Genomic DNA, 16,850 nt, shown 5'->3' on the forward strand with positions numbered 1-16,850 from the left:
CTGTTTGGATTCACACGGCCGCTGGAGCGACCTTGTTGGTATTGGCGCCGAAGGATCGTTCGAGGTGGCGCGAGTAAAGCGTGAGCGGGTAGCACAGCGCGAAGTAGATCAGCGCCATGAGCGGGAAGATGATGAAGGGCTCAGACCCTTCGACCGGCGCATTGGCCCAGCGTTTGCCAATCGCCATGAGGTCGTGAAAGCCGATGATATAGGCCAGCGATGTGCCTTTGATGATCTGCACCATGAAGCCGACGGTGGGGGCGAGCGCGATGCGGAACGCTTGGGGGAGGATCACGAGGCGCAGGGTTTTGAGGAACCCCAGACCGATGGCGCGCGCGCCCTCCCATTGGCCCACGGGCACGCTTTCCACCGCGCCGCGCCAGACGTCGGAGAGATAGGCGGAGGCGTAGATCACCAGCGATATGATCGCAGCCGTCCACGGGTTCACGTCGATATCGAACAGGCGCGGCACGCCCAGACCCGCCAGAAAGAGCATCATCAGGAGCGGGGTTGATTGGAACAGCCAGATATAGCTGACCGAAATGCGTTTGCCCCATGTGTTCGGCGCGATGCGCACGAGGGTGATGAGAGCGGCCAGAAGGCCCCCGCCGAGGAAGGCGATCAGCGACAGGTAGATGGTATATTGGGTCGCCTCCAGCAGTTGGAACAGGATGATCCCGTCGGGTTTGCCGAGGAGGGCGATGAACAGGTCCTTCATCGGGCACCTTTCCAGCGGAAGGCGCGTTTTTCGACGAGGCGCATCAGGCCTTTGAAAGCCAGCGAGACGAGGATGTAGAGCACGGTGAGGGTGATGAAGACCTCGAACGAGCGAAAGGTGCGGCTGTCGATATAGAGGCCTGCGAAGGTCAGGTCGCGCACGCCGATTTCGGAGATCACGCCAGTGGTGAGGAACAGGAAGATGAACTGCGAATTGAGCGAGGCGAACATCTGCGCAATGGATTGGGGCAGCACGATTTTGAAGAACCGCACGAAGCGTGGCAGGCCCAGCGCGCGGGCGGCGTCATGTTGGCCTGCGTCGACGGTTTGAAAACCCGCGCGCAGGATTTCGGCGAAATAGGCCGAGAAGTTGAGCGTGAGCGCGAGAACCGCATGGGCCCAGAACGGCCAGACATAGCCGAGCAGTTGCGGCAGGCCGAAGGCCACGAAGAACAGCTGCACGATCAGCGGCGTGTTGCGGATGAAATCCACATAGGCGGCGGCGATCCAGTGGAGGACGGGGATGCGTTCATAGCGCGTCACGGCCAGACAGGCGGCCATGGCAAAGCCGAGAATGGCCCCAGCCAGCGTCACAAGCGCGCTGAGCGTCACACCTTCGGCCAGCAACCACAGGTATTCCGGGTTGCGGTAGATTTCGAAAAACCGGAGTTCCATGTCGCCTCCCTGATTGCGCAGATCAGGGAACATCGGTTCGCCGCCACTTCACACCTTTCGCGACAGGTGTCATGGGCGCGAAGGAGGCGGGCGATTAAGCGATGGGCGAAATCGTGGCGGGTGCGCAATAAAAAGGCGCGGCCTAAATGACCGCGCCTTCCGGGGACAGGAGGGACTGCGCATATTACCCCAATGCGCGAGGGCTTCAGGTGTCAAACGCGCGATCAGGCAGAGTGGTTCCCGCCCTGATCGCAGGTTTCAGGCGACGAGACGGTATCCGCCCGACTCGGTCACCAGAAGGCGCGCGTTCGAGGGATCGGGTTCGATTTTCTGACGCAGGCGGTAGATGTGGGTTTCCAACGTGTGGGTGGTGACGCCCGCGTTATAGCCCCAGACCTCGTGCAGCAGGATATCGCGCGGCACCACGCCTTCGGTGGCGCGATAGAGGAATTTGAGGATGTTGGTTTCCTTTTCCGTGAGACGGATCTTTTTGTCATCTTCGGTCAGGAGCATCTTTTGCGCCGGTTTGAAGGTATAGGGTCCGAGCTGGAAAACCGCCGATTCCGATTGTTCGTGGGTGCGAAGCTGGGCGCGGATGCGGGCCAGAAGGACCGGAAATTTGAACGGCTTGGACACGTAGTCATTGGCACCCGCGTCGAGGCCGAGGATGGTGTCGGCGTCGGTATCATGGCCCGTGAGCATCAGGATCGGGCTTTTGACGCCGGATTTGCGCATGCGTTTGCACAGCTCGCGACCATCGGTGTCAGGCAGGCCGACATCGAGGATGATGAGGTCATAATGGCCTTCTTTGGTGCGCTCCATCGCGCTGGCGCCGCTATCTGCGTCGAAAACGTCGAAGTCTTCGGTCATGACCAACTGTTCGCTGAGCGCATCACGCAGATCGTCGTCGTCATCTACCAAAAGGATTTTTTTGAGCGTTGCCATGGGCGTGCCCTCCTACAATTTCTTCTTGTGAGAGATGTGATCCCTGTTCACGCATGCGACAAGATTTGCGACATTCCTCTCACGCAACCGTGTGCGTTGGGCTAGGAATGTTTCAATCTCTGTCACGAAACGCTACATCAAACTCCTGATTTGTACCGGACGTCCCCTATGAGCCTCGCGCCGAGCCTGCCAGAACGTATCGCCCGCACCCGCGCAGATTTGCGTATGGGGGTGCCTGTGGTGTTGCTGCATGGGGATGGCGATGTGGTTGCTTTGGCCGCCGAAGGGGTGAGCCGCGCGCGTCTGGCCGATTTGCGCGAATTGGGGGCGGTGCATTTGGCGATTACGGCACGGCGTGCAACCACGCTGAGCGCGCGGGCCTATGACGGTGATCTTGCGCGTCTGAACGTGCCGGCCTCGGCGGGTGTGGAATGGGTCGAGGCAGTGGCGGACCCTGCCGATGACCTGACCCATCCGATGAAGGGACCGTTTTCGAGCCTGCGCGAGGGATCGGCGACGCCTGCGCGCGCAGCTTTGGCGTTGGCGAAATCCGCACGCCTGCTCCCTGCGGCGCTGATCGTGGCGGTGGAAAACGGGGCGCAACTGGCCGCCGAGCACGGATTGACCGCGTTGCAGGTGGACGGCGCGCTGCCGCTGATGGCCGATCTCGCGCCTTTGGCGGACGTTATCCATGCACGCGTGCCGCTGAGCGTGTCGCAAGCGGGGCGTGTGCATGTGTTTCGCCCCGATGACGGCGGTGAGGAACATTTCGCCGTCGAGATCGGACGGCCTGATCGTGAAAAGCCGGTTCTGGCGCGGCTGCATTCGGCCTGCTTCACCGGTGATCTGTTCGGGTCGCTGAAATGCGATTGCGGGCCACAGCTCCATGCCGCGCTCGCCCAGATGGGGGAAGAGGGGCACGGTGTGTTGCTCTACCTCAACCAGGAGGGTCGCGGGATCGGGCATGCCAACAAGATGCGCGCCTATTCGCTACAGGATCAGGGGTTCGACACGGTCGAGGCCAATCACCGGCTCGGGTTCGAGGATGACGAGCGTGATTTCCGCATCGGGGCGGCGATTCTCAAAGACATGGGATTCGCCTCGGTGCGTCTGATGACCAATAACCCCGCGAAAATCGCGCGGATGGAGGATCAGGGGATTACGGTGACCGAACGCGTGCCCTTGGTTGTCGGGAAAACCGCGCAGAATGCCGGATACCTCGCGACCAAGGCGAAAAAATCGGGGCATATGCTGTGACGCCCGCCGATCTGGTGGTGACGCGAACCCATGTGCGGTTCATGGGGCGCCGGTTTCCCTGCTCTATTGGCAAAGGCGGGCGCACGGATCGCAAAGTCGAGGGCGATGGCGCGACGCCTATTGGAATTCATGGTTTTGTCGGCTGTCTCTATAGAGCGGAGCGGATGGCGCGCCCGAATGAATGGGCGCTGCCGATCGGGCCGATGGATTTATGGTCCGACGATATGGAGAGGCCCGAGTATAATCATATGGTGCGCGCTCCTTATACCGGGTCGCATGAAAAACTGCGCCGCGCCGATCCTCTCTATGATCTGATTCTGGTGACCGATTGGAATTGGCCGCAGTCGCGTGCGGGGCGTGGGTCGGCGATTTTCGTGCATGCGTGGCGGCGGGCGCATTATCCAACGGCGGGTTGCGTGGCGTTTCGCCCCGATCACCTGCGCTGGATCGCGGGGCGGATCATGCCAAAGTCGCGGCTGATCGTTCTGCCCTAGGCATTCAAGCGTAATCGCGGTCACCGAAGATGGCGGAACCGACGCGCACATGGGTGGCGCCGGCGGCTATTGCGGCCTCGAAATCACCCGACATGCCCATCGACAGACCTTTCAGGTCATTGCGCCGGGCGATCTCTGCCAGCAGCGCGAAGTGTTTGGAGGGGTCTTCATCGACCGGCGGAATGCACATCAACCCCTCCACCGGCAGACCGAGATCACGGCAGAGCGCGACGAATCCATCGGCCTCGGCGGGGTGGACGCCCGCTTTCTGATCCTCTTCGCCGGTGTTCACCTGAATGAACAGACGCGGGCAGGAGCCGGTTTCAGCCATCAGACGGGCGAGGGATTGGGCGAGTTTGGGGCGATCGAGGGTGTGAATAACGTCAAAGAGGTCAATGGCCTGGCGCACCTTATTGGTTTGCAAGGGGCCGATGAGGTGCAACTCGACGCCATCAAAGCGCTCTTTGAAGGCGGGCCATTTTCCGGCGGCCTCCTGAACGCGGTTTTCACCGAAAACGCGGTGACCTTCCTGTAGAACGGCCTCAACGCGGGCATTTGGTTGGACTTTGGACACCGCGATCAGGGTGACATCGGCGGGCGACCGGCCGACTCGCTGTGCTTCTTTTTCCACACGATCTTTGATCTGTTGCAGGCCCATCGCACCCTCCGGGGACTTAAAATTTGAAGTGTTACGGCCAATTAGGCGTTGTTTCATTGAGCGCGCAACAGGGGTGTGACCAAGTTGCATCATTTTTTGGGCAGCTTTTTCCCAACCCCCCCGATCGCTTGACCAATTTGGCGCTTGGGCGCATTCCTCTGGCCATGTGTCGGGTAAGCCGGCATTCCTGATATTCAAATTCCACGAGGGAAAAAATGAAAAAGATCCTTCTTTCTTCCGCAGCAATCGTCGCATTCGCCGGCGCTGCTTCTGCAGAAATCACACTCTCCGGCTCCGCAACTGTTGGTTACAACGACGACCACGAAGGTGGTGTGTACGCTGACGCCGACATCGACTTCACTGCTTCCCAGGAACTGAACAACGGCTGGACCGCTGCTCTCTCCTACGGCATCGAACTCGAGCAGCTCGAATACAGCGATGACGATGGCATGGGCATTGACCAGGGCGGTTCCTTTGACGGCAACGTTCTCTTCTCCATCTCCAACGACATGTATGGCCTGCACTACGGCGACACCGAATTCGCAGCAGCTTCGCTGTGGTCCGGCGTTTCTGACATGGCTTCCGATGGCTTCTCCGAAAAAGATGGCGAAGAAATCCTGAAGTTCACAGGCAAAATGGGCGGCATCGAAGCAGCAATCTCTGCTCCGGTCCTGAACGACTCGCAAGAGCTCGGCCAGATGTCCTTTGGTGCAACCGGTTCCTTCGGTAACTTCGGCTTCGGCGTTGCTTACCAAGAAGAAGGCGAAGCAATGTCCGCGACCAACGGTCTCGAAGGCGACTACAACGAAGAAGAAATTCTCGGCCTGTTCGTCTCCACCGACCTTGCTGGTGCTTCCATCAAAGTTGCATACGCTTCCAACGAAACTGCTGGTACCGACTCCACAGGTATCGAAGTTTCCTACCCAATCGGTGACGTTTCCGTCGGCGCCTTCTACGTGTCCGAGTCCGATCAGGACGACGGTTTCGGTGTATCCGTTGACTACGCTTCCGGCCCTGCTTCTGTAAGCGCTTTCTACAACGAAGTTGATGGTGCAGCTGAAGTTGGCCTCGAAGGCTCCTACGCTGTTAACGACGACCTGACCGTATTTGCTGGTTACATCGACGATGACAACCTCGAAGGCGGTGCCTACATCGGTGCTGAGTACGACCTCGGCGGCGGCGCTTCGTTCCTCGCTTCCTACGGCGACGCAGACGAAGAAGGCGACGACGAGTTCGGCGCGAAAGACTACAAAGACGGCATGACCGTTCAGCTCGGCCTTTCCTTCTAATCCATCCGGATTGGAAAGAGCTAAGAGAGGGTCGCCCTGCGGGGCGGCCCTTTTCTTTTGTGCGCAGGTCTCGCTAAAGCCTTGTTCCCGCGCAGATTGGCCGATAGTTTTGCCGCCAAGTAGCGCAAGGGGCGGCGGATGTTCGGTAAGAGAACCACAGGTTTGGCAGTATTCGCGACGATGTTCGCCCTCGCCGGTTGCAGCGGCGGCGGTAGTTTCGGATCGCTGGGCGGAAGTCTGGGATCACTAGGCGGCGGTGGCAGCACGGTTGTGGCCGAAGACGGCACCGTGGTTGACGCCCGCTCGGTTGGCCAATCGGTCGAAATCCCCAACGGCGAAACCATTGTCATCGAACAGCCTGTGCGGCGCACCCTTCAGGGTGGTGGTCGCAACGGGATCGAATCCACCGTTCAGGTCAATAAATACATCTGGAGTGCCGCGCTCGACGTGTTGTCGTTCCTGCCGGTGCAGAGCGCCGATCCGTTTACGGGTGTGATCATCACCGGTTACGGCACGCCGCCCGGTGGTGGGCGCGCCTATCGCGCGACGATCCTCGTATCCGACCCTGCGTTGGATGCACGGGCGCTCAACCTGTCGCTCTATAGTGGCAGCGGGCCGGTGAGTGCGGAAACCGTTCGTGCGGTCGAGAATGCGATCCTGACCCGTGCCCGCCAGATGCGCAGCGGCGGCTAGTGCTGCTTTACGCTGAGAAGTTCAAACGATAAGACGACGCCGGGCCCCAAGGCCCGGTGTTTTCACGAGAGCCCCGAAGGACGAGACCATGACCCGCTACGCGCCGAGCGAGATTGAACCGAAATGGCAAAAAGCCTGGGACGCGGACGATGTGTTCCTCGCCACGCGCGATCCCAACAAGCCGAAGTACTATGTGCTCGAGATGTTCCCCTATCCGTCGGGGCGCCTGCATGTGGGTCACGTGCGCAACTACACGATGGGCGATGTGATCGCGCGCTACAAAGCGTCCTGCGGTTTTTCCGTCCTGCATCCGATGGGATGGGACGCCTTTGGCATGCCGGCGGAAAACGCGGCGATGGCGGGTGGCGGGCATCCGGCGAAATGGACCTACGACAACATTGCGACGATGCGCGCGGGGATGAAAACATGGGGCCTGTCGATTGACTGGTCGCGTGAATTTGCGACCTGTGATCCGGAGTATTACGGCCAGCAGCAGTCGTTGTTCATCGATATGCTCGAAAAGGGACTGGTCTATCGCAAGAACGCGATGGTCAATTGGGATCCCGTGGACATGACCGTTCTGGCCAACGAACAGGTGATCGATGGCTGTGGCTGGCGCTCCGGTGCGCCGGTCGAGCGGCGTGAACTGACGCAGTGGTTTTTCAAGATCTCCGACTATTCCGACGACCTGCTCGCCGCGATCGAAGGGTTGGACAATTGGCCCGATAAGGTCAAAACGATGCAGAAGAACTGGATCGGCAAATCGCGCGGATTGCAGTTCTCCTTCTCCGTGGTTGATGGGCCCGAAGGTCACGATCGTGTCGAGGTTTACACGACCCGTCCCGATACGTTGATGGGCGCGTCCTTTGTCGGCATTTCCGCGGATCATCCGCTGGCGCGCAAACTGGCCGCCGAGAACCCCGACATCGCCGCCTTCTGTGAGGAATGTCGCAAAGGTGGCACGACGGAGGAGGCGATCGAGAAGGCCGAAAAGCTGGGTCTCGACACCGGTCTGCGCGTGCGTCACCCGTTTGATAATGAATGGGAATTGCCGGTCTATATCGCCAACTTCATCCTGATGGATTATGGCACGGGCGCTGTTTTCGGATGCCCCGCACATGACCAGCGCGACTTTGATTTCGCGAGTAAATACGGCCTGCCGATCACCTTTACATTCGAACCGGAAGAAGGTGAATTGAACACCGGCGAAGCCTTTGCGCCCGCCAAAACCGAGCGCGTGCGGTGGACGAAAGCCTATGCGTGGGACGAGGTTTCGACCGGTGAAGAGGCCGTCGAGGCGGCGATTGAATTCTGTGAATCCAAAGGCGTCGGGCATGGTGTGACCAAGTTCCGCCTGCGCGATTGGGGTCTGTCGCGCCAGCGTTATTGGGGCTGTCCGATCCCGATTGTGCATTGCGAAACCTGCGGCGTGGTTCCCGAAAGCAAAGAGAACCTGCCGGTCAAATTGCCGCAGGATGTGACGCTGGATGTGCCGGGTAACCCGCTGGATCGGCATCCGACATGGCGCGAGTGTTCGTGCCCGAAATGCGGCGCCAAGGCCACGCGCGAAACCGACACGATGGACACCTTTGTGGACAGTTCGTGGTATTACGCCCGCTTTACCTCGCCCCATGCGGCGACGCCCACGGATCGCGCGGAAGCAGATTACTGGATGAACGTCGATCAGTATGTTGGCGGGATCGAGCACGCGATTTTGCACCTGCTCTATTCGCGCTTTTTTGCCCGTGCGATGAACGAAACCGGTCATCTGGCCGATAGCGCGCGCGAGCCGTTCAACGCGCTGTTCACCCAAGGCATGGTGACCCACGCGATCTTCCAGACCAAGGGCGCGGACGGGCGCACCGAGTTCCATTATCCCGAAGCCGTCGATCTGCGTGATGGTAAAGGGTTCCTCAAAGCCGATGGGCGCGAGGTGCAGATCGTGCCCTCCGCCAAAATGTCGAAATCGAAGAATAACGTCGTCGATCCCGTCGATATCGTGGCCCAATACGGTGCGGATTCCGCGCGCTGGTTCGTGCTGTCCGACAGCCCACCCGAACGGGATGTGGAATGGACGGCCGCGGGTGCGGAGGCGACCCATAAACACCTATCGCGCGTCTGGCGGTTGGCCGCAGAGATTGATGAAGCACCCGAAACCGGTGCGGGTGACGACGATCTGTTGCGCATCACGCATAAGGCCATGTTCGAGGTGTCGCAGGGCATCGAAAGCTTTGGCTTTAACGCGTCGATTGCAAAGCTCTACGGGTTCACCAATGCGATCGCAAAATCCAAGGCGGGCCGTGACACGCGTCGGTTCGCTTTGAAGACGCTGGCGCAGTTGATGTCGCCGATCACCCCGCACCTCGCCGAAGAGATGTGGGCGATGCTGGGTGGTGAGGGTCTCATCGCGCGCGCGTCCTGGCCGAAACCGGATGAGAAATATCTGGTCGAGGACACGGTCACGCTGCCGATCCAGATCAACGGGAAACGCCGCGACGAGATCACGGTGCCCAAGGATATGGCGAAGGAAGAGGTTGAAAAGCTGGTGCTGGAGAACGAAGCTGTGCAGAGGGCGCTCGATGGTGGGCAGCCCAAAAAGCTGATCGTTGTTCCGGGCCGCATCGTCAATGTCGTCGTTTAACCGCCGCTTCTTTATCACCTCGACGCTCGCTCTGGCGGGATGCGGTTTCACGCCTGCCTATGCGCCCGACGGAGCCGCGCGGGCGTTGCGCAACAACATGTCGATGCATGAACCCGACGACCGGATCAGCTATGCGCTCTATACCGCGCTGATTGACCGGTTCGGGGCCGCGCGCGACCCGCGGTTTCACCTCGATTACGCGACCGAGGCAAGCGAAGAGGATGTCGGCATCACCCGCGAGGGCGAGATTACCCGCTACCACATTGCAGGAACCGCGCATTACCGGTTGACCGAAATCGCGAGCGGACGCGTGCTCGCAGAGGGCGATGTGCAGGGGTTTTCGGCCTATTCCGCCACCCGTTCGACCGTCGCATCGCTCACCTCGACGCGCGATGCCTATGAGCGGTTGATGCGGTCTCTCGCGCGCAATATCGAGACGCATCTGATCGCCAAATTGAGCCAATGAAACTTTCCGCGCGCGACGCCATCTCCTTTTTCGCAAAGCCGGATACGAAACTGGCGGGCATCCTGATCCATGGCGCGGATGCGATGCGGATCGCGCTCAAACGGCAGGAAATGATCGCCGCTCTGGTCGGGCCGGAGGGCGAATCCGAAATGCGGCTATCGCGCCTGTCGGCGGGGGAATTGCGCCGCGACAAGGCGATGCTGGCGGACGCGCTCAAGGAAAAGGGGTTCTTCCCCGGTCATCGCGTGACCTTTGTGGAGGACGCGACCGAGCTGGCCGCCCCGCCGATCCTTGATGCGCTGAGCGATTGGCAGGCGGGCGACGCCCAACTGGTTGTCACGGCGGGCAGTTTGAAGGCCACATCGAAGCTGCGCAAAGCCTTTGAGGCGGGGCGCAATACGGTCGCGATTGCGATCTACAATGATCCCCCGACCCGCGCCGAAATCGACACTGAACTGGCCAAATCGGGTCTTACCCAGATTGCGCCAGAGGCGGGTCGTGATATCGAAGCGCTCGCACGGGTGCTCGATCCGGGTGATTTCCGACAAACGCTCGAAAAGCTGGCGCTCTATAAACGCGGTGATCCGACGGCAGTGACGAGCGCGGATGTGCAGGCCTGTGCGCCGGTTACCACCGAGGCCGGGGTCGACGACCTGCTCAATGCCGCCGCCGAGGGCAAAGAGGCCGCCATTGGTCCCCTGATCCAGAAGATCGACGGGCAAGGGGTGTCGGCTGTCGCACTTTCCATTTCCATGATGCGCCATTTTCGCACCCTGCACGCCGCCGCCTCCGATCCGGGTGGGGTGAGTTCGGGCATTGCGCGCGCGCGTCCGCCGATTTTTGGCCCCCGTCGTGATCGCATGTCGCGCCAGGCGCAGACCTGGGGCGTGCAGAAGTTGGAAACGGCGCTCGGGCTGATCACGGATACCGACCTCACGCTTCGCTCCGCATCGCGTGCACCGACAATGGCGGTGGTTGAACGCGCGCTTATCCGGCTCGCGATGCTGTCAAAGCGCGGCTAGCGGCCAATCCGGCGGCGCGCCCCGTGGCGAGGCAGGCGGTGATCAGATAGCCCCCAGTCGGCGCCTCCCAGTCGAGCATTTCACCCGCGACATAGACACCCGGCATGGCTTTGAGTTCAAAGTCTTCGGTGATCGCGCTGAACGCCACACCGCCCGCTGTGGAGATGGCTTCGTCCATCGGGCGCAGGGTGAGCGGCGAAATTTCCAACGACTTTAGAACCGAGCCGATGTCGGGGGCTTTGCGCCCGTATTCCATCACCAGCGCGATCTTGGCGGGTGGCAGGCGAAAGGCGCGTCGCAGGAAGGAACTGAGCGTTTCCTTTCGCTTTCGCGACCCCATGACGGTGTGCACCCGCTCCTCCGTCCAATCGGGCAGAAGGTCGATGTGCAGGGGCAACCCTTCGCGCACGCCACGCGAAACCGAATAGATACCTCCACCCTCCAGCCCGCGCGATGAGACCACGCATTCACCGCGTGACTGGAACCGGCCAGCACTCAGCGCGATGCCTTTGACGGGCGTGCCGAAATGGCGGGTCATGTGGTCGCTCCACGCGATATCGAGCGCGGCGTTGGCGGGTGCAAAGGGGGTTAGATCACAGGCGCTAGACAGGAGGGCGGTCCAGCGGCCATCAGACCCCAATCGCGCCCAACTCGCCCCGCCGAGGGCAAGAATGGTGGCTTTTGCGGCGACCGTTCGCGGACCCTGAGGCGTGTCAAATTCGGCATGGTCAGTCAACCCGACGAGCCGCCATTTGGCGCGGATTTCGACGCCGGTTGCGTCCAGCCGGGTGAGCCATGCGCGCAGGAGCGGCGAGGCCTTCATCGCCTTTGGAAAGACGCGGCCTGAACTGCCGGTGAACATCTCCTGCCCGAGGCCCTCGGCCCATTCAATGGTCTGTGAGGGGCCAAATTCCCCGAGAGCATGTTCCAGAGCGGGCGGACAGGGGTCGAACGCGCGCAGGAATTCATCCAGCGGTTCGTTTTTCGTCAGGTTGAGACCGGATTTGCCGGCCATGAGGAATTTCCGCGCGACCGAGGGTTTTGCATCGCAGACCACGACACCGTGGCCCCGACTGGCCAGCATTTCGGCCGCCATCAGCCCCGCGGGGCCTGCGCCGATGATCAGGGCGTCAATCGCTTCATGCGCGGGTGTCATTGTGTGATCAGACCCTTGATCGACCCGATATGGGCGTGACTGGCACCAAGGGCGTGTTCGGCAAGGGCGGCGACGGCCTCCATTTGGTCACCGGCGGGGACCAGACGATCCACCAACCCCCACTCCAGCGCCTCATCGGCTTCGATTTTCTGGCCTGCCATCAGGATCATTTTCGCGCGCGCTGGTCCGATCAGCGAGGCGAGGCGCACCGGATCGGAGGGTTGCGGCAGAAAGCCGAGCTTCATCACCGGATAGAAGAATTTGGCGCCAGGATCGGCAATCCGGATATCGCAGGCGAGCGCCATGCCGAAGGCACCCCCCGCCAGCGTCCCGTTCAGGGCGCATATGGTCAGGCAGGGTAGCGATGCCAGCGCGCCCGACAGATCTTCCCACAAGGGCGAGGTCGCCAGCCCCGCCTTTGCCGCGTCGAGATCTGCGCCAGCCGAAAAGACTTTGCCCTCTCCGGTCAACACGAATGCCTTGGCCACGCCATGGGCCGCACGAGCCGCATCAATCAAAGACTTGAGCATGTCTGCGGTGAGAGAATTGGCCTTTTCGGGCCGGTTTAGGGTCACAATCCAGAGATCGCCCTGCTTGGAGATGTCGATCATGTCACAAGTCCGGCTTTGCGCCGTATGCCTTCATCGCGCAGGGAGATTTCCTGTCCGAGGTAGGCGTCGGCGTCGCCTGTGCACATCCACAAAAGGGCGCGGGCCGGCCATTCGGGCGGAACATGGTCGGACCATTCGAGTTCGCTGACCGGATTGATGCCCGACGCCTTGATCTCTCTCTGCATCTGAGTGGCCACGGTGCCGGGTGAGAGGCCCATCGCGCGGATGCCGTTTTCGCGTTCTTCGTGATCGAGCATCGCGGTCAACATCGCAGCGCCCGCTTTGGACGTGCAATAGGCGCTCCACCCCTCGATCGGCGAATGTGCGGCACCTGACGAGATGGTGAGAACGGTGCCACCGCCGCGCGCCTTCATACCGGCTAGCACATGGCGCATCATGTAGAAGACGCCTTTGATATTGACGTCGATGAGTTTCGACCAGGCGTCGATATCTGCGGTTTCCATGCGGGAAATCGGGTCGATTGCGGCGGCGTTGTTGATCACGATGTCGATGGCGCCGAACCGGTCTTCGACGGCCTTCACGGCGCCCTCAATGGCCGCTGGGTCAGAGATATCGCAGGCCAATGGCAGCGCGCGGTCGCCGATTTCATCGGCAAGGGCGATCAAGGCCGACCTGCTACGCGCGAGAAGGGCCACGTTTGCGCCTGCGGCGGCGAATACCCGCGCTGTGGCTTCGCCGATACCGCGGCTGGCCCCTGTGATGAGAACTGTTTTTCCTGAAAGATCGGTCATGGTGCACCTTTTTGTTTGCGGCGAGCCTAGCGAACCGCCATTCGGTGTTCCAGCCTTGACCCCACCGGAATTCGGGGGGAACGTGCCCTTTGTGGATCACGCAGGCGGGCCCCGCGCGGACCGAAAAGGATGGATAGTTGATTGATCTTGAAAAACTGACCTCGAAACTGGTCGAAGCGGCGCAAAAAGCCGGAGCAGACGGCGCGGATGCCTTGGCGGTGGATGGGACGTCGCTGTCCATTGATGTGCGCGAGGGCGCATTGCAGCAGGCCGAGCGGTCCGAGGGTGTCGAGATCGGGCTGCGGGTGCTCGTCGGGCAAAAACAGTCCACGGTGAGCGCATCCGACGTGCGCGATGACACTCTCACTACGCTGGCAGAGCGCGCGGTCGCGATGGCGCGGCTGGCACCTGATGATCCCTATATCGGTTTGGCCGATCCCGATATTCTGTCTGCGCGACGCGATGCGAACGGGTTGGAGTTGTGCGACCCTGCTGACGAACCGTCGCCTGATGCTCTGCGCGACGATGCGCTCGCCGCCGAGGCCGCGGCGCGATCCGTGCAGGGCATTACCCAGATTGACGTCGCCTCCGCCGCCTACGGGAGCCGCCGGATTCACCTAAGCGCGAGTAACGGTTTTTCCGGTGGATACGCCCGCACGGACCGGATGATTTCCTGCGTGGCGATTGCCGGTGAAGGCACCAAGATGGAGCGCGATTATTGCGGCGAGAGCCGGATTTTCGGCGCGGATCTGCCCTCGGCGCGCGACATCGGTTTGCTCGCCGCAGAGCGCACGATTGCCCGCATGGGCGCGCGCAAACCTGCGACGGGCAGCTATCCGGTTTTGTTTGACGAACGCGTGTCGGGGAGCCTCATCGGGCATCTTTTGGGGGCGATAAACGGCACATCCATTGCGCGTGGGTCGAGTTGGCTACTCGACGCGGAAGGTGAAACGGTTTTGCCCGATGACCTGTCCCTGATCGAACTGCCCCATCGACCACGCGCCTCTGCGTCGCGCTATTTCGATGCCGAAGGGTTGCCCACCAAAGAGCGCGCGATTGTGTCGAAGGGTCGGTTGGAGGGCTATACGCTCGACCTCGCGACGGCGCGCAAATTGGGGCGTGAGAGCACGGCGAACGCGGCGCGCGGATTGTCGTCCGGCCCCTCGCCATCTGTCTCGAATGTGACCCTAACGCAGGGGGATTCGACCCGAGAGGACCTGATACGCGACATGGGGACTGGATTTTTGGTCACCTCTCTTATCGGGTCGTCGATCAATCCCACCACGGGCGATTATTCACGCGGGGCGTCGGGGTTTTGGGTCGAGAACGGCGAGATTTCCTATGCGGTTAATGAATGCACGATTGCGGGAAATCTGCGTGAGATGCTGCGTTCCATCGTCCCTGCAAACGATGCGCGTGACCACATGAGCCGCGTTGTGCCGTCGCTCTTGGTTGGAAAGATGATGCTCGCCGGTGCTTAGCGATCTGGACCTGTTGAAAGAAGCCGCACGTATTGCGGGCGAGGTTGCGACGCCGTTTTGGCGGTGCGATCCGAAGACATGGGAAAAGGACGATGGCGCGGGGCCGGTCACAGAGGCGGATTTCGCGGTGGACGAAGCGTTGCTGTCCCATTTGACCGCCGCGCGGCCCGACTACGGATGGCTTTCGGAGGAAACGGCGGACTCACCAACGCGGTTGGAGCGCAAAAAGGTCTTCATCATCGACCCTATTGATGGCACGCGAAGCTTTATCGCCGGCGATAAGAATTGGTCGCACTCGCTCGCCATTGCCGAGGATGGGGAAATCACGGCCGCTGTCGTCTACCTACCTCTCAGAGAGCGGATGTTCACCGCGCAGAAGGGGAAAGGGGCATGGCTCAACGATGTGGTCATGCATAGTTCCGAGCGCTCGCAGGTTGATGGGGCGACGGTGCTGACCGCGCGCCCGACCCTATTGGCCCAGCATTGGACAGGTGGCACGCCGAAGTTCGTGCGCAAGTTTCGCCCGTCTTTGGCCTATCGCATGGCTCTGGTCGCGCAAGGGCGCTATGACGCGATGATTTCGCTGCGCGCGACATGGGAATGGGACGTGGCGGCGGGGTGTCTGATCCTCTCCGAGGCGGGCGGCACGGCGATGGACCGTCACGGAAATGCGCCGCGGTTCAACCGCCCCGATCCGCGTATTGACGGGCTCGTGGCGGCGGGAACCCCGCTCGCGCGGGAGATCCAGATGCGCCTTGCGGTGCCGAATTAGACCGGAAATTCCTCCAGATCTTCTGCCACGGCGCGCATGAGCGACGCGATGATATCGGGGTCGGCTGCGTGCACGCGCGACCAGTTCGGGATGAACGGCGTTTCCATCGGATTGTCGAGGAACACCTGCCCCGCCTGCATGATATTGGAGGCGAACATTTCAACCGCGGCCTCTTCGGAATGGCGGTCGACATGCAGCCCGTTCATGCGCGCATCGTTGTAGTAGGTTTCGATCAGATCGAGTGCGCCGCGGTAGTACGTGGCCTTAATCGAGCGGAAGATTTCCTCCGAAAACACGGTCCCGTCGGCGGCGAGTTTGCGGTAGAGCGCCTTGCAGATGTCCACGGACATGCGTGACAGGCCTTTGCTGGCGTCTTCCTGACTGAGGTCCTGATGTTTGTGGTCGTAGCGATCAGACACTTCGACCTGACAGACGGAACGCGGGCTCAGGTTGCGCCACGCCTCGGACAAAAGCCCGATTTCCAGACCCCAATCCGAGGGAATTCGCATATCAGGCAGGATCGAGGTACGCATCGCGAATTCACCGGCGAGCGGGTAGCGGAAGTCGGCGAGGAAATCGAGATAGTCACGCTGTCCGAGGACCTTCGACATGGCGTGGATGATCGGGGAGACCAGCAGGCGGGACACGCGGCCATTCAATTTGCCTTCCGCGACGCGGGGATAGAAACCTTTCGACATCTGGTAGGGAAAGGTCGGGTTGGCGACGGGATAAATCAGGCGGGCGAGCATTTCGGCGGTGTAGGTCACGACATCGCAATCGTGCACCGCGACAACCGCGCTATCGGCGCGCGCGATGGTGTAGCCCATGCAGAACCAGACGTTGCGCCCCTTTCCGGGCTCCGACGGGGAGAGTTCCAACGCTTTGAGGCGTTCATCAACGGCGCGAAGGCGGGGGCCATCGTTCCACAGGACGACATGATCCGCCTTGAGGCGTGAAAAGAATTTGCGCGCGTAGCGGAATTGTTCCTCGTCGGCGCGATCAAGCCCGATGACGATGCGGTTGATAAAATCGACCTTGTTGAGTTCGTCGAGAATATTGGGGAGCGCATCCCCCTCCAACTCGGAGAAGAGCGATGGCAGGATCAAGGTGACCTTGCGGGTTGCGGTAAATGCATTGAGTTCGCGGTTGAGATCATCCGCGGTGTTAATGCGCAGATTGTGCAATGTCGCGACGTGCCCGCCCTGATGAAAATCAGACATT

The 16,850-nt window shown here is 60.9% G+C and carries 17 protein-coding genes; 9 read left to right on the top strand and 8 right to left on the bottom strand.

Annotation, left to right across the window (positions count from 1 at the left end; translation table 11 throughout):
• Positions 1–10 precede the first annotated feature (10 nt).
• From ABD815_RS02545 to ABD815_RS02555, 3 genes are all read right to left on the bottom strand, one after another.
• Positions 11–718, bottom strand: coding sequence for an amino acid ABC transporter permease (locus ABD815_RS02545; protein WP_344843043.1), 708 nt, complete (start codon positions 716–718; stop codon positions 11–13).
• Positions 715–1,392 carry an amino acid ABC transporter permease gene (locus ABD815_RS02550; RefSeq protein WP_344843046.1) on the bottom strand — a complete coding sequence of 226 codons (678 nt, stop codon included), beginning with the start codon at positions 1,390–1,392 and terminating at the stop codon, positions 715–717. Before ABD815_RS02550 ends, ABD815_RS02545 begins: the two co-directional genes overlap by 4 nt.
• A gap of 258 nt (positions 1,393–1,650) precedes the next feature.
• A complete protein-coding gene (locus ABD815_RS02555) occupies positions 1,651–2,337 on the bottom strand; it encodes a response regulator transcription factor (protein ID WP_344843048.1) in 687 nt (228 codons plus the stop codon).
• 168 nt (positions 2,338–2,505) lie between these two features.
• Here ABD815_RS02555 and ribA point away from each other — a divergent pair, with 168 nt between their 5' ends.
• Both ribA and ABD815_RS02565 read left to right on the top strand, forming a co-directional pair.
• Positions 2,506–3,594, top strand: coding sequence for a GTP cyclohydrolase II (ribA, locus tag ABD815_RS02560; RefSeq protein WP_344843051.1), 1,089 nt, complete (start codon positions 2,506–2,508; stop codon positions 3,592–3,594).
• Positions 3,591–4,088, top strand: a complete 498-nt coding sequence (locus ABD815_RS02565; RefSeq protein WP_344843054.1) for a L,D-transpeptidase family protein — start codon at positions 3,591–3,593, stop codon at positions 4,086–4,088. Before ribA ends, ABD815_RS02565 begins: the two co-directional genes overlap by 4 nt.
• Positions 4,089–4,092: 4 nt before the next feature.
• On the opposite strand, the gene ABD815_RS02570 is transcribed toward ABD815_RS02565, so the two are convergent.
• Entirely contained in the window at positions 4,093–4,746 is a 654-nt protein-coding gene (locus ABD815_RS02570) for a YggS family pyridoxal phosphate-dependent enzyme (RefSeq protein WP_344843056.1), read from the bottom strand.
• Positions 4,747–4,961: 215 nt separating this feature from the next.
• Between ABD815_RS02570 and ABD815_RS02575 the strand changes: the two genes are divergently transcribed.
• The 5 genes from ABD815_RS02575 (at position 4,962) to holA (ending at position 10,857) form a co-directional block, all read left to right on the top strand.
• Positions 4,962–6,035: a porin gene (locus ABD815_RS02575; RefSeq protein ID WP_344843058.1), complete on the top strand. Its 1,074-nt coding sequence runs from the start codon at positions 4,962–4,964 to the stop codon at positions 6,033–6,035.
• Between the two features lie 138 nt (positions 6,036–6,173).
• Positions 6,174–6,728 carry a DUF3576 domain-containing protein gene (locus tag ABD815_RS02580; protein ID WP_344843061.1) on the top strand — a complete coding sequence of 185 codons (555 nt, stop codon included), beginning with the start codon at positions 6,174–6,176 and terminating at the stop codon, positions 6,726–6,728.
• Positions 6,729–6,816: 88 nt separating this feature from the next.
• Positions 6,817–9,369 carry a leucine--tRNA ligase gene (leuS, locus tag ABD815_RS02585; RefSeq protein ID WP_344843064.1) on the top strand — a complete coding sequence of 851 codons (2,553 nt, stop codon included), beginning with the start codon at positions 6,817–6,819 and terminating at the stop codon, positions 9,367–9,369.
• Positions 9,356–9,835, top strand: coding sequence for an LPS assembly lipoprotein LptE (gene lptE, locus ABD815_RS02590; protein ID WP_344843066.1), 480 nt, complete (start codon positions 9,356–9,358; stop codon positions 9,833–9,835). Before leuS ends, lptE begins: the two co-directional genes overlap by 14 nt.
• A complete protein-coding gene (gene holA, locus ABD815_RS02595; protein ID WP_344843068.1) occupies positions 9,832–10,857 on the top strand; it encodes a DNA polymerase III subunit delta in 1,026 nt (341 codons plus the stop codon). The genes lptE and holA overlap by 4 nt, the downstream gene beginning before the upstream one ends.
• Here holA and ABD815_RS02600 read toward each other — a convergent pair.
• From ABD815_RS02600 to ABD815_RS02610, 3 genes are read right to left on the bottom strand one after another with little or no spacing between them, the layout of a single operon-like run.
• The gene (locus tag ABD815_RS02600) at positions 10,823–12,013 is read right to left on the bottom strand and encodes a TIGR03862 family flavoprotein (RefSeq protein ID WP_344843071.1); all 1,191 of its coding nucleotides are present in this window, start codon (positions 12,011–12,013) and stop codon (positions 10,823–10,825) included. The two genes, holA and ABD815_RS02600, sit on opposite strands and share 35 nt — an antisense overlap.
• The gene (locus ABD815_RS02605; RefSeq protein ID WP_344843073.1) at positions 12,010–12,624 is read right to left on the bottom strand and encodes an enoyl-CoA hydratase/isomerase family protein; all 615 of its coding nucleotides are present in this window, start codon (positions 12,622–12,624) and stop codon (positions 12,010–12,012) included. The genes ABD815_RS02600 and ABD815_RS02605 overlap by 4 nt, the downstream gene beginning before the upstream one ends.
• Entirely contained in the window at positions 12,621–13,376 is a 756-nt protein-coding gene (locus ABD815_RS02610) for an SDR family oxidoreductase (protein ID WP_344843076.1), read from the bottom strand. The genes ABD815_RS02605 and ABD815_RS02610 overlap by 4 nt, the downstream gene beginning before the upstream one ends.
• Positions 13,377–13,513: 137 nt before the next feature.
• Between ABD815_RS02610 and ABD815_RS02615 the strand changes: the two genes are divergently transcribed.
• On the top strand, positions 13,514–14,857 hold the full coding sequence (locus tag ABD815_RS02615; RefSeq protein ID WP_344843078.1) for a TldD/PmbA family protein: 1,344 nt from the start codon (positions 13,514–13,516) through the stop codon (positions 14,855–14,857).
• A complete protein-coding gene (locus ABD815_RS02620; protein WP_344843081.1) occupies positions 14,850–15,629 on the top strand; it encodes a 3'(2'),5'-bisphosphate nucleotidase CysQ in 780 nt (259 codons plus the stop codon). The genes ABD815_RS02615 and ABD815_RS02620 overlap by 8 nt, the downstream gene beginning before the upstream one ends.
• Here the strand turns inward: ABD815_RS02620 and ABD815_RS02625 are convergent.
• Positions 15,626–16,849, bottom strand: a complete 1,224-nt coding sequence (locus ABD815_RS02625) for a glycosyltransferase family protein (RefSeq protein ID WP_344843083.1) — start codon at positions 16,847–16,849, stop codon at positions 15,626–15,628. The two genes, ABD815_RS02620 and ABD815_RS02625, sit on opposite strands and share 4 nt — an antisense overlap.
• Between the last annotated feature and the right edge of the window lies 1 nt (position 16,850).

Origin of the sequence: Celeribacter arenosi (assembly GCF_039539485.1) — a bacterium.
Classification (GTDB): domain Bacteria; phylum Pseudomonadota; class Alphaproteobacteria; order Rhodobacterales; family Rhodobacteraceae; genus Celeribacter; species Celeribacter arenosi.

What these genes read in the sequence shown, in the direction of transcription:
- ABD815_RS02545 (WP_344843043.1), bottom strand. Translation starts at nt 718, where the DNA reads ATGAAGGACCTGTTCATCGCCCTCCTCGGCAAACCCGACGGGATCATC.
- ABD815_RS02550 (WP_344843046.1), bottom strand. Translation starts at nt 1,392, where the DNA reads ATGGAACTCCGGTTTTTCGAAATCTACCGCAACCCGGAATACCTGTGG.
- ABD815_RS02555 (WP_344843048.1), bottom strand. Translation starts at nt 2,337, where the DNA reads ATGGCAACGCTCAAAAAAATCCTTTTGGTAGATGACGACGACGATCTG.
- ribA (WP_344843051.1), top strand. Translation starts at nt 2,506, where the DNA reads ATGAGCCTCGCGCCGAGCCTGCCAGAACGTATCGCCCGCACCCGCGCA.
- ABD815_RS02570 (WP_344843056.1), bottom strand. Translation starts at nt 4,746, where the DNA reads ATGGGCCTGCAACAGATCAAAGATCGTGTGGAAAAAGAAGCACAGCGA.
- ABD815_RS02575 (WP_344843058.1), top strand. Translation starts at nt 4,962, where the DNA reads ATGAAAAAGATCCTTCTTTCTTCCGCAGCAATCGTCGCATTCGCCGGC.
- ABD815_RS02580 (WP_344843061.1), top strand. Translation starts at nt 6,174, where the DNA reads ATGTTCGGTAAGAGAACCACAGGTTTGGCAGTATTCGCGACGATGTTC.
- leuS (WP_344843064.1), top strand. Translation starts at nt 6,817, where the DNA reads ATGACCCGCTACGCGCCGAGCGAGATTGAACCGAAATGGCAAAAAGCC.
- lptE (WP_344843066.1), top strand. Translation starts at nt 9,356, where the DNA reads ATGTCGTCGTTTAACCGCCGCTTCTTTATCACCTCGACGCTCGCTCTG.
- holA (WP_344843068.1), top strand. Translation starts at nt 9,832, where the DNA reads ATGAAACTTTCCGCGCGCGACGCCATCTCCTTTTTCGCAAAGCCGGAT.
- ABD815_RS02600 (WP_344843071.1), bottom strand. Translation starts at nt 12,013, where the DNA reads ATGACACCCGCGCATGAAGCGATTGACGCCCTGATCATCGGCGCAGGC.
- ABD815_RS02605 (WP_344843073.1), bottom strand. Translation starts at nt 12,624, where the DNA reads ATGATCGACATCTCCAAGCAGGGCGATCTCTGGATTGTGACCCTAAAC.
- ABD815_RS02610 (WP_344843076.1), bottom strand. Translation starts at nt 13,376, where the DNA reads ATGACCGATCTTTCAGGAAAAACAGTTCTCATCACAGGGGCCAGCCGC.
- ABD815_RS02625 (WP_344843083.1), bottom strand. Translation starts at nt 16,849, where the DNA reads ATGTCTGATTTTCATCAGGGCGGGCACGTCGCGACATTGCACAATCTG.